Origin of the sequence: Burkholderia sp. LA-2-3-30-S1-D2, assembly GCF_001523915.2 — a bacterium.
GTDB lineage: Bacteria > Pseudomonadota > Gammaproteobacteria > Burkholderiales > Burkholderiaceae > Burkholderia > Burkholderia diffusa.
Genome location: NZ_CP013383.1, coordinates 1,446,321 through 1,460,077 on the forward strand (window position 1 = coordinate 1,446,321; position 13,757 = coordinate 1,460,077).

A 13,757-nucleotide genomic window follows, 5' to 3' on the forward strand; every position below is an offset into this window, starting at 1 on the left:
GGGAAAACCGGCTCCGGCGATGCGTGCCGCGCTTATTTGAAATCCTCGATCGTCAGGCCGGTGGCCGCGCGCATCTCGTCGTTCGTCACGTCGCGCACGTGCTTGCCGAACGTCCACACATGCCGGCCGGGATCGCGCGCGCGATATACGCGATCGCCGTAGAACTGGTCGGCCGGCGCCTGCAGGATCTCCGCGCCGGCCGCACGCGCGCGCTCGCAGTGCGCGTCGATGTCCGCGTCGTCGGCAAGGTGCACGTGGACGTGCTGCGTGTTGCGGTCGCCGGTGTCTTCCGGTGAGGCGATGAAGTCGGCCCACGCGCCGCCGATCATGACGAGGCTATCGCCGAATTTCATTTCGGCATGCGCGATGTCGCCTTCCGGCGTGGTGACGACGATCGAGCGCTCGAAGCCGAATGCGCGTTCGAGCCATGCCAGCGCGGCTTTCGGGTTGCGGTAGCACAGCGCGGAACTGAACGACGGACGGCGAGGCGTGGTCATCGGATGTCTCCGGATCTCGGCATTGGTCTGCTCATTCTCCACGCGCGCGGCGCGGCAATCAACTCCCGCGCCGGCGACGCGCGTGTTGTCAATGCGCGACACGGCGAACGCGGCCACCCGGCATTTCGCGTCGCGCCGTCGACGAAAACGCACGCCATCCGGCCTCCGCATCGATTTGTGAACGCCGTGTGACGCACTCTTGCGCAACTCGCAACGGTGCGCTCGCGCGCCGGCGGCCGTCATCGCGCGACCCCGCCCCTACACTGGCGCCGAACTTTAGTCACTTGTCCCACACGCAGGAGCAGTTACATGAAGAAAACCCTGATTGCCGCCGCATCCGCCACCGCGCTGTTCGCCCCGCTCGCGCATGCACAGAGTTCGGTCACGCTGTATGGCCTGATCGATGCCGGCATCGCATACACGAACAACGCGGGCGGCGCGTCGCTGTGGCGCATGACCAGCGGCACCGTCAACGGCAGCCGCTTCGGCCTGCGCGGCACGGAAGATCTCGGCGGCGGTCTGAAAGCGCTGTTCGTCCTCGAGAACGGCTACAACGTGAACAACGGCGCGCTCGGCCAGGACGGCAAGCTGTTCGGCCGCCACGCGTATGTCGGCCTGACCAGCAGCGGCTACGGCACGCTGACGCTCGGCCGCCAGTACGACACGATGGTCGACTTCGTCGCGCCGCTGTCCGCGACGTCGGGCGACTTCGGTGATACCGGCTTCGCGCACCCGTTCGACAACGACAACCTGAACCACTCGGTGCGCATCAACAACGCGGTGAAGTACACGAGCGACACGATCGCGGGTTTCAAGGTCGGCGCGCTGTACGGCTTCTCGAACTCGACGAACTTCGCCGGCAACCGCGCGTACAGCGTCGCGGCGAGCTACACGAACGGCCCGCTGAAGCTGGCCGGTGCTTACCTGCAGATGAACGGCACGAAGGGCTCGACGAGCGCGAGCCCGGGTGCGACCGACGTGGCCGAAGCGAAGAGCGTGAGCCAGGGCGGCTGGTCGGTGGGCGCGGACCGCATGCGCAGCTACGGCGGCGGCGTCAGCTACGTGTTCGGTCCGGCGACGGTCGGCTTCGTCTACACGCGTTCGCAGTACGACAACTCGGGCTCGTTCGGTTCCACCGGCCAGGTCGCGTTCAACAACTACGACGTGAACGTGCGCTATGCGGTGACGCCGGCCGTCAGCCTCGGCGCCGCGTACGTGTACACGGACGCCAGCGTGTCGAATCCGGACAGCAAGCACGGCACCGATCCGAAGTGGCACCAGGTCGACCTGCAGGCGGTGTACAAACTGTCGCGCCGCACCGACCTGTATGCGGAAGCGATGTATCAGCATGCGTCGGGCCGCGGCTACCAGGCGTTCATCAACACGTCTGGCGGCGCATCGAGCACCGCGAACCAGATCGTCGGCACGATCGGCATGCGCACGCGCTTCTGAGTTCGGCGCCGCAGGACCGCACGTCGCCCGCCAGCCGCGAACCTGTCTTGACGGACGGGTTCGTGCAGCGCGGGCGACGTGCGTCAGTGTTGTTCCATCTGGAAATCTGCTTGCCTGGAATCGGGGTTTTTGTGCCGGCGCGCGCTGCATAGACTGGCATCAATGGTTCGGATCACGCATCGATCGCCGGACCGGCCTCACCCCCGCCTACAGGAGAACATCGTGAAATCGCTCGTCGTTACCGCCGCCGCTGCCGTCCTGCTTGCCGCACCGGCCCTGTCGTTCGCTCAGTCCGCCAAGTCGCCCGTCACGCGCGCACAGGTGCTGCAGGAGCTCTACGACCTCGAATCGGTCGGCTACAACCCGTCGCTCGGCGACGCCGGCAACTATCCGGACGACATCATGGCCGCGCAGGAGCGCCTGGCGGCAAAACGGCTCGCCGAGCACAAGGCCGCGCATACCGCATATGGCCCGGCCGGTGCGGGCGCAACCGAATCGGGCGTCGCCGTCAAGCCCGCGCTGTGAATGCATGACGCCTCGCCGCGCCCGCACGACGCATGTCCTGCGGGCGCGGCGCATATCGCGCAAACCGGTCCGTGACGATGGATGCGGCCGGACAGCGTGCCGTCCGGCACGCGGCCATCCTTTTCTTTCTGTATTCGCCCTCAGGCGGCCTGCGGTTCCCGCTCGATCGCGTTCAGCATCTCGACGTCGTGCGCGATCATCCCCGGCACCTGTGCACGCAGCATCTCGACCCAGGTGCGTACCTTCGCGTCGACGAAGCGGCGCGACGGATACAGTGCATAGACGTTCATCTTCTGCAGGATGTGACCAGGCAGCACACGCACGAGCGTGCCGTCCTGCAACGCGTCGATCGCCGAGTACAGCGGCAGCATGCCGATCCCGATGCCGTCGCGAATCGCAAGCGCGAGCGACTCGGCCGTGTTGGTCTGCACCGGCCCGGCGACATGAATCTGCTCGACACCCTCGGCACCTTCGAGCACCCATTCGTGGGTCGGAAACGCCGGCGTACAGAGCGTCAGGCACGCATGCGCGCCGAGATCCTGCGGGCGCGCCGGCGCGCCGTGGCGCTTCACATACTCGGGTGACGCGCACAGGATGCTGAAGGTCGAGCCAAGCAGGTGCGACACGAGCTCCGAATCGGGCAGCGACGACGCGGTCACGACCGCCATGTCGCTCGTGCCGTCGAACAGGTCGGGCATGCGCTGCGACAGCGACAGCTCGATCGATACGTCCGGAAATTGCGTGTGGTAGCGCGTGAGCGCGGGCATCACGTAGTGATGGCCGACGCTCGCGAAGCTGTGCATGCGCAGCACGCCGGCCGGCCGCTCGTGCGCGCAGCTCGCCTCTTCCTCGGCGCGATCGACGTCGGCGAGGATCTGGCGGCAGCGCCGCAGATAACTTTCGCCGGCCGACGTCAGCGCGAGGCGGCGTGTCGAGCGATTCATCAGACGAGTGCGCAGGCGCGCCTCGAGTTCCGACACCGCGCGCGACATCGCGCCCGTCGTCGAATTCAGCGATTGCGCGGCCGCGGTGAAACTGCCGGTCTCGACGACGCGCGTAAACACCCGCATGTTTTGTAGGGTATCCATACCTGTGAGCCACCTGTAGCGGAGCCGCTATTTTCCTCCAGCAGATGCGACAGATTGTTACGCGCTCTGCAACTATCGTTTCCCTGCAGCTGCGTTAATGCCCGCGCGCCGCACTCCTACAATCGGCGCCTCATCAGTCGAATGGACCCGTCCGGACGCGCCGCGACACCGCACGCGCCCCCTCTTTCTTCATGAAGCCACAACCTGCGAGCGAGCGACCTTCCATCGAACCGGCACGATGGAGAACCTGGCTCGATCCGCTCGGCGGCGCCGCGCGCGACTGGGCCGCAAGCGACGGGCTGATCTGGCTGCACCTCGCCAAGACCGTGCTCGCCGCGCTGCTCGCGATGGGGATCGCGATGCGGCTCGAGATGTCGCAGCCGCGCACGGCGATGACGACCGTGTTCGTGCTGATGCAGCCGCTGTCGGGGATGGTGTTCGCGAAGAGCTTCTACCGCGTGCTCGGCACCGCGGCCGGCCTCGTCGCCGCGCTCGCGCTCGGCGGGCTGTTCGCGCAGCAGCCTGAGCTGTACATGGCCGGCATCACGCTGTGGATCGGCGGCTGCATCGCGCTCGCGGTCCGCAACCGCCATTTCCGCTGGTACGGGTTCGTACTCGCCGGCTACACGGCCGCGCTGATCGGCCTGCCCGCGGTGACGACGCCGCAGACGCTGTTCCAGTCCGCGCTCACGCGCGCCGCGGAAGTCGCGCTCGGCATCGCATGCTCCGGCGCGGTCAGTGCGCTGATTCTTCCGCTCAGTTCCGCGAAGGCGCTGATGCGCTCGCTGACCGCCCGTCATGTGAAGTTCGCGGCATTCGCGGCCGGTGCGCTGTCGGGCGACCTCGCACGCGGCGATTTCGAGCGGCGCTTCGCCGATTTCGTCGACGAGATCGTCGGCTTCGAGGCCAACCGCGCGTTCGCGTCGTTCGAGGATCCGCACATTCGCGCGCGCAGCCGCCGGCTCGCGCGCCTGAACAGCGAGTTCATGAATGCGTGCACGCGCCTGCATGCGCTGCACCAGCTCGTCAAACGCTTGCGCGCGAACCGGTCCGACGCAGTGCTCGACGCGCTCGCGCCGCACATCGATGCGCTCGCGCAGCGGGTGACCGCGTTGCGCGACGAGCGGCAGCGCGGGATCGCGTCGACCACCGGCGCGCTGCTCGAACTGCGCCGCTTTCACGGCGCGCTGCCGAAGGCCGCGCGCGCGTCGCGCCGCGAGATCGAGGATCACGCGGCCGGCGGCCTGCTCGACTTCGACACCGCGATCGAGCTGATGTATCGCTTCATCGGCGAGTATCTCGGCTATGCCGACACCAACGCATCGCTCGACCGCGACGATCACGCGTTCGAACGCTCGGTCACGCACTACGCGGTGAAGACCAATTCGTTCTTCGTCGGTTTCACGTTCCTGCGCACGCTCGTCGCCGTCGGCGCGATGAGCGCGTTCTGGATCGCGTCCGAATGGCCGAGCGGCCCGCTCGCCGTCATCTCCACCGCGATTGCATGCGCGCTGAGCTCGACGTCGCCGCGGGCGCCGAAATTCGTCGCGCAGATGGGCGTCGGCGCGGCATTCGCGACAGCCGTCGGCTATGTGTTCCTGTGCTACGTCTATCCGAACATCGACGGCTTTCCGCTGCTGTGTGCGACGCTCGCGCCGGTGCTCGGCCTCGGCGCGTTTCTCGCGATGCGTCCGGGCCTGTCCGGCTACGGGATCGGCTTCGCGGTGTTCTTCTGCCTGCTCGCGGGCCCGGACAACGCGATCGCGTATACGCCCGAGGTGCTGATCAACAACGGTTTCGCCGTCGTCGTCGCGATGCTCGCGTGCTCGATCGTGTTCGCCGTGGTGTTTCCGACCCACATGCCGTGGCTCACATCGCGTATCGCGCACGACCTGCGCCGCCAGGTCACGCTCGCGTGCGAAGGCACGCGCGACGGCCTCGCGGCACGCTTCCAGTCGAGCACGCACGACCTGATGGCGCAGTTGCGCACGCTGCTCGTCAAGCGCACGCGGCATCATCGCGACGCGCTGCGCTGGATGCTGTCGACGCTCGAAGTCGGCCATGCGGTGATCGACCTGCGCGACGAGCTGCACGGGTTCTGCGAATCGAAACCGCCGCAGACGCTGCACTGGACCGCATCGATCGATGCGGTGCTACGCGAGCTGCCGCGATTCTTCGACGATCCGACGCCGGCCCACCATGCGCGCACGCTGAAATCGGTGAATCTGGCGATCCGAGCCGCCCAGCACACGCTGCACGCGTGGTACGCGGTGCCCGACGAACGCCATCGCATGCAGCGCATCATCGGCTGCCTGCACTTCATCCGCAGCGCGCTCCTGGACAAGGACGCACCGTTCAATCGCCATCGTCATTGACCGTCGGCGGCGATCGACGGCAATCGATGCGCGCGCAACCTCATCCTTGTTCCGATTGGAAATAAGCTCTGCACCCGCGGTGATTAATCTTTAAGCAGTGCGAGCCTATAGTTTCCTCACTGCCAGCGAGACTGGCACTGAACCAGGAGAAACCCAAATGAAGCCGCTGCACCTCGCCCTCGTTGCCCTGTCGCTCACCGCCGCTGTCGCGCATGCGCAGCCCGCGCCGGCCGACGTCGCGCAGCAACCGGCGAACCGCGCCGAAGCCGTCCAGGCCGCGGGCCGCGCCGATCGTGCGCAATCGAAGCAGGAAGACCCGAACGCATGCGTCGGCCCCGTCAGCTTCTGCAACGTCTACTTCGGCAGCTGAGCATGACGCCGCGTCGCCACGGCCAGGCCCGCCGCGCACGCAACGCATGCGCGCGCGCACGACGCGCCGGCCGATCGCCGCAACGACACTGTCCGCCACGCCGCTTCGATTGAAGCGGCGCATGCCGTTTCAGGCGCCGCGCCCCGGCCGCCACCCCACTTCGCGCAACGCATCCAGCAAACGCGCCTGCCCCAGCCCTTCGACCCGCGCGCCGCGCGATTCGACGTCGCTCCCCGCGACCAGCGCATTCACGATTGCCTCCTCCACCGCCTCCGCCGCCGCGACGAACAGCGCGGAGATGTGGTCGTTGTTCACCATCTTCACGGCCGTCGTCGGCGCGCCCTTGCTGCCGTAGTTCGCGGCCGGCAGCCCGTCGTTGCCCGTCGCGAACGCCAGGAAGATGTCGCCGCTCGAATCCTCGGTGCCGCCGCCGACGCGGGCCAACCCGACGCTCGCCCGCTGCGCGAGGCGCGTGCACTGGTGCGGCAGCAGCGGCGCGTCGGTCGCGATCGTGACGACGATCGAACCCATCCCCGCCTCGCCTTGTGCATCGGGTGTGCGAAACGGCGAATGCACGTGCCGCAACACCTCGCCGACCGGATAACCTGCCACGCGCAACATCTCGCGCACGCCGTAGTTCGCCTGCACGAGCGCGCCGACGGTCCAGCCGCCCGCGTCGGCCGCGACCACGCGCGACGCGGTGCCGATGCCGCCCTTGAACTCGTGGCAGATCATCCCGGTGCCGCCCCCCACGCCGCCTTCGGCGACCGGCCCCGACTGCGCGGCGGCCAGCGCGCGCAGCACGTGCGCGGCGCTCACGTGCTGCCCCCAGATGTCGTTGAGCAGGCCGTCGTAGGTTTCCATGACGACCGGCATGCACCAGTACACGCGGCCGGCCGCGGCTTCGCGCTCGTTCGCGACCAGCGCATCGCGCACCGCGCCGACGCTGTGCGTGTTCGTATAGGCGATCGGGGTCGTCAGCAGGCCGGCTTCGCGGATCCATTCGAGCCCGGTCGCGTCGCCGTTGCCGTTCAGCACATGGACGCCCGCGAAGCACGGCGAATCGTGCGCCGCGCCCGCGCGCGGCTCGATGACGGTGACGCCGGTGCGGATCGACGCGTCGCCGTTCTCGACGTTCAGCGTGCAATGTCCGACCCGCACACCCGGTACGTCCGTGATCGCGTTGAAGCGGCCCGGCGTGCCGAGTCCGACGCGGATGCCGAGATCCCTCGTGCGCATGATGCAATTCCTCCCGTCTTTCAATGGTTCGGTGTGTCGAAATGGTCAGAGCGAGCGGAACGCATCGCTGTGGCGCGCCCAGACCGCATACATCGCGAGCGCGGCTACCAGCAGCCCGCCGATGATGATCAGGTCGGTCGGCTTGGTCGCCGTCGCCAGTGTCGTGTAGAGCGTGTACGCGGCGCCCGCGACCGCGACGAGCGGCGTCACGGGCCACAGCGGCATCCGGTAGTGATGCTCGACGTCGCGGCGCACAAGGCGACTCGCCAGCGCGGCCAGCCCGACGACGAGGTAGATCAGCAGCAGCAGGTCGACCGTGAACGCGGTCAGCTCGTCGAGGCTCGACACGAATACCAGCCCCGACGACGGCACCGCCAGCGCGAGCGTCGCGAGCCACGGCGACTCGAAGCGCGGATGGATCGTCGAGAACGCGCGGTTGCAGGTGCGCGACCAGAGCGCATGGCGGCCGCTGCTGTACAGCAGGCGCCCCATCGTGATCACGATCGCGATGATCGCGTTGAACACCGACAGGAAGATCCCGCCGCTGACCACGCGCGACACCGCCGGGTTGCTCAGCGAACGCACGACATAGCCGATCGGGTCCGCGCTCTTCGTCAGCTCCGTCAGCGACGGCGCGCCGAGCACGATCGCGGTGAGCGGAATCAGTTCGACGACGAGGATCACCAGCAGCGAATAGATCACCGCCTTCGCGACGTTGCGGTTGCCGCCGCGCAGGTCTTCAGCGAGATAGGCGGCGGAGCCGAAGCCGTTGTAGCAGAAGATCGCCGTGCCGATCGCGGGCACGATCGCCGCGAGCGTGGCCGGCACCAGCGCATTGCCGCTCGCGACGACCGGCGCCATCAGTGCGTCGGCGCCGCGATGCGGGGAGCCGAATCCGAGCCCCGCGATCAGCATCAGCACGCCGATCTCGACGACGAGAAACGCGCCGGTGATCCACGCATTCGTCTTGATGTTCAGCATGCCGAGCACGTAGCTGAGCAGCACGATCGTGAGCGCGACCGACTGATTGCCGAAGTGCGTGCCGAGCGCATTGTTCAGATACGGCGCGGCGCCGCTCGCGAGCACGGCCGGGATGAATACGCTGACGGACAGCACCGTGATGAACGTCAGGTAGCCGGGCAGCGTGCCGAACACACGTTTGGCCATCACATATTCGCCGCCCGCGCTGCGATGCGCGGCGCTGAGCTCCGCGTAGCAGAGCGCGAACGCGAGCGCGAGCACGCCGCCGAGCAGGAACGACAGCACCGCGCCGCTGCCGGCCTGCTGAATCGCGAATGGTGCGATCACGAAGATCGAACTTGCGGGCGTCACGCCCGACACGGTGATCATCACCGCGTCGCGCACGCTGAGCGTCTGCGACAACGCGCGCGGCGCGTCTTCCGTGGCAGGCGTCGCTTGCAGCGTGCCCGTCGATTCCGACATCATCGCCATTTCGTTCTCCTGTTGCTCCTACCCTGCTCTTTTTTGAACACCCATACTCGGGCCCGATTGATTGCGTGGCAGTCTAGGAAGCCAAATTCAGGACCGCTATTCCCCCTTCGTGTTACACCCTTCGGTGGTGGTATGGATCGACTTTTCTCCGAATTCGCGATGCACCAGGCGCTTGGCCGCGCGATCGATCATCTGGGCGAGCCGCGCTTCTGGCGCTTCCTGGTGCTGCTGCTCAACGAAATGGTGCCGTTCGACAACGCGCTCGCGACCGCGATCGGCCGCGACGGCGTGCCGCTCGTGCTCGACGAATACGACACGGGCGGCTCCGACAGCGCGTCGCCGGTGCCGCTTTACCTCAATGGGTTATATCTGCTCGATCCATTCCTGCAAGCCGCGCACGACGGGCTCGCCGACGGCTGCTACCGGCTCGAGGAAGTCGCGCCCGACCTGTTCCGGCAGAGCGAGTATTTCCTGAGCTACTTCCGCGACGCGGTGGGCGACGACGAGATCCAGATCCTCGTGCGGCCCGACCCCGACACGCTGCTGTCGTTGTCGCTCGGCGCGTCCGCGCGCTTCGACGTCGAGCCGCTCGGCAAGCTGACGGCCGCGATGCCGTGGGTGCTCGCGACGATCCGGCAGCACTGGCGGCTGGTGGGCGATGCCGCGCGCACGACGCCCGACGACGATCTCGGGGCGCGCGTCGAGCAGGCGCTCGCGCGCTTCGGCGCGGGCGTGCTGACCGATCGCGAGATGTCGATCGCAAGAATGGTGCTGCGCGGCAATTCGTCGAAGGCGATCGCGGAGCGGCTGGCGATTTCACCCGAGACGGTGAAGGTGCATCGGCGCCATCTTTACGCGAAGCTCGGGATCTCGTCGCAGCCGGAGCTGTTTTCGCGGTTCATTCAGGCACTCGGGGAGGATGCGGCGGGCTGAGCGCGACTCCGCCGCGTCATGACGATGCGACGTTCGCCGCCGACCGCGTCGGCGCGATCGCCAGGTGCAGCGCGCGCGTCGGCCGCAGCGTCACGTTCAGCGTCACGTTCAGCGTCGCGCGCGGTGCCGCCATGCCGGGCGGCACTGATAGTTCATGGCGCTGCAGGATCATGGCCGCCACCACCGTCATTTCCGTCATCGCCAGATGCTGCCCGAGGCACACGCACGGCCCCGTGCCGAACGGCATGTACGCGCCGCGCGGAATCGGCGACGCTTCGCCGAGGACGAATCGTTCTGGATGTACCGGCTCTGGGTATGACGGGCCGCTGCCCGTCACGCATCAGCCGCCCGATTCGATGAACCCGCCCTCTGGCGCCTGGTGCGGCACATACCAGCCGAAATACACCTCGGCCTCGACGATCCGGCCATCGCGGACACGCAACCGCTCCGCATTCCGGAACCGCCTGCCCGCAGTCGTGTCGGCTTCGTACACGACGAACACGTATTCGCCGTGCACGGCGACGTCGACAAACGCGAAGCTGGCAAGCATCGCGCTGTTCGGCCAGCAGCGCGCCAGATACGTGTCGCGGTCGAGCCGGTTGTCGAGCGGGCTCGTGAAATGGAAGTCTGGTGCGATCAGCGCTTCGATCGCGTCGCGGTCCTTGTCGACATACGCGCGATAGCTTGCTCGCGCAACGTCACCGGGGTCGTCTGTCATCGTCGTTACTCCGCGAAGGGCGGGGCCGACGCGACAGCCCGCGTCACCCCGAGGCATCGATCAAACGCATGCGGGCGGCACGAACGACCACGACCGCCCGCGCATGCAGCTATGCGCGCTTGCCCGACTCGATGCCATTCACGAAAACCCGCACCGGGCGATCGCCGCGGCCGCCTGCACGCGCCGTGCCACGCCACGCCACGCTTTCCGCCGCGAGCACCGATGCCGCGGCTGCCCGTTGCCCGTTTCCGCACGCACGGGCATGATGTCCGCCAGCGTGCCGGCCGGGCCGCCGGCTTCGGCGGTCATCGGCGCCGCGACCGGCATGTCTTGCATGCGCCGCCGGCATCATCGAGCAATCCGCGTGCCGGCCCCGGCCGCCCACCTCATCGAGTCCATGTCACTACGCGCATTCAGAACGCTGGTCGCGATCGCCCGATACCGAACCTTCGCACGCGCCGGCGAAGCGATCGGGCTCACACAATCGGCCGTGAGCCTGCAGATCAAGACGCTCGAAAGCGAATACAACGTCCGGCTGTTCGACCGTTCGCGCCGCCAGCCGGTGCTCACCGAAGCCGGCAACATCCTCGTCGCGCAGGCCGAGCAGGTGCTCGCGATGGTCGACCGGATTCCCGATGCGCTCAGCGACGAGAAGAAGCTCGTCGGCCGCCTGCGGATCGGCGCGATCCAGACCGCGCTGTCCGGCCCGCTGCCCGATGCGCTGCTCGCGCTGCGCGCGGCGCACCCATCGTTGCGCGTGCACGTATCGGCCGGCATGTCGGCCGAACTGGCGAACCGCATCGCCGCCGGCGAACTCGACGCCGCGATCACGACGCGCCCGGTGCGCCCGCATCCGGCGGAACTGACTTGGACCACGCTGTACGAAGACCGCTTCTGGCTGCTCGCGCCGCCGCAGTATGCGGAGCGCGACGCGGGCACGCTGCTCGAGGAATTGCCGTTCATCCGCTTCGACGCGCAGGCGTGGGCCGGCCGGATGATCGCCGCCGAGTTGCGCCGCATCGGCGTGCGCGTGCGCGAGGAGATGGTGCTCGACAGCGCGGAGACGATCGCGCGGATGGTCGCGCGCGGGCTCGGCGCGGCGATCGTCGCGCTCCCCGACTCGACGCTCGCGCGACTGCCGCCCGTCACGCGCCTGCCGTTCGGCCAGCCGCAGATGGGCCGCGCGGTCGTGCTGCTCGAACACCAGTCGCGGCCGGCGGAGCGTTTCGCGCGTGCGCTGGCCGCCGAAGTCACCGCGTCATCGATGAGAATTTCTCATTGAACACCCGATAATTAACCATTATTCCTGCTGCATCCGCGTGTTAACTTGGCGGCATCGTCACTCTTTCGATTGCGTGCCGCCATGTTGCCCGCCGGATGGATTCCCGCTTCGTTCCGCTGCTCCGCGTGCCTGCCGTCCCGCCCGTGTCGCCTGAAGGCGCGTCGATGATCGGCCCGATCCTGCTCGCGCTCGCGCCGGTCGCGCTGCTGGTCGCGCTCGGCCACGGCCTCCGGCGCACGGGCTTCATCGGCGATGCGTTCTGGCCGCACGCCGAGCGGCTGTGCTACTACGTGCTGCTGCCGGCGCTGTTCGCGAACGGTCTCGCGAATGCCCGGCTGCAAGCGCTGCCCGTCCTGCCGCTCGCGGCGGCGCTGGTCGGCTCGACCGTGTTCGTCTCGATGCTGCTTCTGCTGGTCCGCCGTTTCGTGTCGGTCGACGGCGCCGGGTTCACGTCGGTATTCCAGGGCGCAGTGCGCTTCAACAACTATGTCGGCACCGCACTCGCCGCCGGACTCTTCGGCGCGCACGGAATCGCGCTCGCGGCCGTGTGCGTCGCGGCGATCGTGCCGACCGTGAACCTGATGTGCGTGCTGGTATTCGCGCGCTACGGCGACACGCGGCTCGGCGCGTGGGCGCTCGTGCGTCAGATCCTGTCGAATCCGCTCGTCGTCGGGTGCGCGCTGGGGATCGCGATGCAAGTTGCCGGCATCGCGTTTCCGGCCGCCGTCGAACCGGCCGTGCGCGCGCTCGGCGCCGCCTCGATGCCGCTCGGCCTGTTGTGCGTGGGCGCCGCGCTGAAGTTCGACGCGGCGCGCGAATGGATGCAGCCGACGTGCATCGCGTCGGCGTTCAAGTTCATGGCGATGCCGCTCGCCACACTCGCGGCCGGCCGCCTGTTCGGGCTCGGCGATGCCGCACTGACCATCGCGCTGCTGTTCCAGGCGCTGCCGACGTCGTCCTCGTCGTACATCATGGCCCGCCAGCTCGGCGGTAACGCGCCGCTGATGGCCGGCATCACCGCGTTCCAGACGATCGCCGCCGCGCTCGCGATGCCGGCCGTGCTGACGGCGCTTGGGTCGGCGCCGGTGTTGCGCTGACGGCCCGGCACCTCGGCATGTCGCTTTCCGTCGTGGACGCGCGGCCGCAGGGGCCAGTTCAACTCGCGAAGGTTCGGGGACGGATGGCGAATCCCGCCGCACGCGCGCAACTGCCGCGTCGTTGCGCGAGACACACGCATCGCCGATGTGCCCCCGGTTCTTCTCGCAGCCCTGCCAAAAACCGCCTATGGTGAATGAAGCGCGTCCGTGCCTCCGCCATTCGACTTCACGTCGCTCGCACCGGCGGCCACGGCGCCGCGTTCCGGCACCATTCCCCGCAGTCGCGTGCACGCCCGGCCATGCGTGCGGCTGCGCCGCCCACCGGACTACAAGGAGGTAATCATGAAAGCCGTGCTGCTCGTCAGCTCCGCCGTGCTCGCCATGGCGTCCGTTTCCGCCTCGGCTCAAGGCTCGATCACCAAGGTCGAAAACGGCGCGCTCGTCGCCGCGAACGGCATGACCGTCTATGTATTCGACAAGGACAAGCCCAACGCCGGCACCAGCGCATGCACGGGCCAATGCGAATCGTTCTGGCCGCCGTACAAGGCCAGCGCGACCGACGTCCCGGTCGGCCCCTACACGATCGTCAAGCGCGGCGACGGTAGCCCGCAATGGGCCTACAAGGGCAAGCCGCTGTATTTCTTCTCGAAGGACATGAAACAGGGCGATCGCAACGGCGACAACTTCAAGAACGTGTGGCACGTGGTCGCGCCGTAAGCGCACCTTCGC

General features: G+C 67.9%; 14 protein-coding genes and 1 pseudogene. 9 read left to right on the forward strand and 6 right to left on the reverse strand.

The genetic code is table 11. From position 1 onward, the window contains the following. Positions 1-32: 32 nt before the first annotated feature. Positions 33-497 (reverse strand): VOC family protein, encoded by a 465-nt coding sequence (locus WS66_RS06700; RefSeq protein ID WP_059599469.1) that lies wholly within the window; start codon positions 495-497, stop codon positions 33-35. Positions 498-500: 3 nt separating this feature from the next. Between WS66_RS06700 and WS66_RS33575 the strand changes: the two genes are divergently transcribed. The 3 genes from WS66_RS33575 (at position 501) to WS66_RS06710 (ending at position 2,474) form a co-directional block, all read left to right on the forward strand. Beyond that, a complete protein-coding gene (locus WS66_RS33575; protein ID WP_159086524.1) occupies positions 501-689 on the forward strand; it encodes a hypothetical protein in 189 nt (62 codons plus the stop codon). A gap of 117 nt (positions 690-806) precedes the next feature. Continuing rightward, positions 807-1,949 carry a porin gene (locus WS66_RS06705; protein ID WP_059599412.1) on the forward strand — a complete coding sequence of 381 codons (1,143 nt, stop codon included), beginning with the start codon at positions 807-809 and terminating at the stop codon, positions 1,947-1,949. Positions 1,950-2,171: 222 nt separating this feature from the next. Beyond that, positions 2,172-2,474, forward strand: coding sequence for a DUF4148 domain-containing protein (locus WS66_RS06710; protein WP_059599468.1), 303 nt, complete (start codon positions 2,172-2,174; stop codon positions 2,472-2,474). 140 nt (positions 2,475-2,614) lie between these two features. Here WS66_RS06710 and WS66_RS06715 read toward each other — a convergent pair whose 3' ends face one another. Next, entirely contained in the window at positions 2,615-3,562 is a 948-nt protein-coding gene (locus WS66_RS06715) for a LysR family transcriptional regulator (RefSeq protein ID WP_059599411.1), read from the reverse strand. A gap of 191 nt (positions 3,563-3,753) precedes the next feature. On the opposite strand from WS66_RS06715, the gene WS66_RS06720 reads away from it, so the two are divergent. Next, positions 3,754-5,937, forward strand: coding sequence for an FUSC family protein (locus WS66_RS06720; RefSeq protein WP_059599410.1), 2,184 nt, complete (start codon positions 3,754-3,756; stop codon positions 5,935-5,937). A gap of 157 nt (positions 5,938-6,094) precedes the next feature. Continuing rightward, complete coding sequence (locus WS66_RS06725) at positions 6,095-6,307, forward strand: hypothetical protein (protein WP_059599409.1); 213 nt, start codon at positions 6,095-6,097, stop codon at positions 6,305-6,307. Between the two features lie 129 nt (positions 6,308-6,436). Here the strand turns inward: WS66_RS06725 and WS66_RS06730 are convergent, their stop codons facing one another. Both WS66_RS06730 and WS66_RS06735 read right to left on the reverse strand, forming a co-directional pair. Beyond that, entirely contained in the window at positions 6,437-7,546 is a 1,110-nt protein-coding gene (locus tag WS66_RS06730) for a DmpA family aminopeptidase (protein ID WP_059599408.1), read from the reverse strand. A 45-nt stretch (positions 7,547-7,591) separates the two neighbouring features. Continuing rightward, the gene (locus WS66_RS06735) at positions 7,592-8,998 is read right to left on the reverse strand and encodes an APC family permease (protein ID WP_059599407.1); all 1,407 of its coding nucleotides are present in this window, start codon (positions 8,996-8,998) and stop codon (positions 7,592-7,594) included. A 132-nt stretch (positions 8,999-9,130) separates the two neighbouring features. Here WS66_RS06735 and WS66_RS06740 point away from each other — a divergent pair, with 132 nt between their 5' ends. After that, entirely contained in the window at positions 9,131-9,931 is an 801-nt protein-coding gene (locus tag WS66_RS06740; protein ID WP_059599406.1) for a helix-turn-helix transcriptional regulator, read from the forward strand. A gap of 16 nt (positions 9,932-9,947) precedes the next feature. Here the strand turns inward: WS66_RS06740 and WS66_RS06745 are convergent. Together WS66_RS06745 and WS66_RS06750 are read right to left on the reverse strand one after the other, a co-directional pair. Continuing rightward, positions 9,948-10,244 (reverse strand): annotated as a pseudogene (locus WS66_RS06745) (cytochrome P450); the annotation flags it as partial. 27 nt (positions 10,245-10,271) lie between these two features. After that, positions 10,272-10,649: a nuclear transport factor 2 family protein gene (locus tag WS66_RS06750; RefSeq protein WP_059599404.1), complete on the reverse strand. Its 378-nt coding sequence runs from the start codon at positions 10,647-10,649 to the stop codon at positions 10,272-10,274. Positions 10,650-11,046: 397 nt separating this feature from the next. On the opposite strand from WS66_RS06750, the gene WS66_RS06760 reads away from it, so the two are divergent. From WS66_RS06760 to WS66_RS06770, 3 genes are all read left to right on the forward strand, one after another. Next, a complete protein-coding gene (locus WS66_RS06760) occupies positions 11,047-11,931 on the forward strand; it encodes a LysR substrate-binding domain-containing protein (RefSeq protein ID WP_059599402.1) in 885 nt (294 codons plus the stop codon). Positions 11,932-12,095: 164 nt separating this feature from the next. Then, positions 12,096-13,028 carry an AEC family transporter gene (locus tag WS66_RS06765; protein ID WP_059599467.1) on the forward strand — a complete coding sequence of 311 codons (933 nt, stop codon included), beginning with the start codon at positions 12,096-12,098 and terminating at the stop codon, positions 13,026-13,028. Between the two features lie 342 nt (positions 13,029-13,370). Beyond that, positions 13,371-13,745: a COG4315 family predicted lipoprotein gene (locus WS66_RS06770; RefSeq protein ID WP_059599466.1), complete on the forward strand. Its 375-nt coding sequence runs from the start codon at positions 13,371-13,373 to the stop codon at positions 13,743-13,745. The last annotated feature ends 12 nt before the right edge of the window (positions 13,746-13,757 follow it).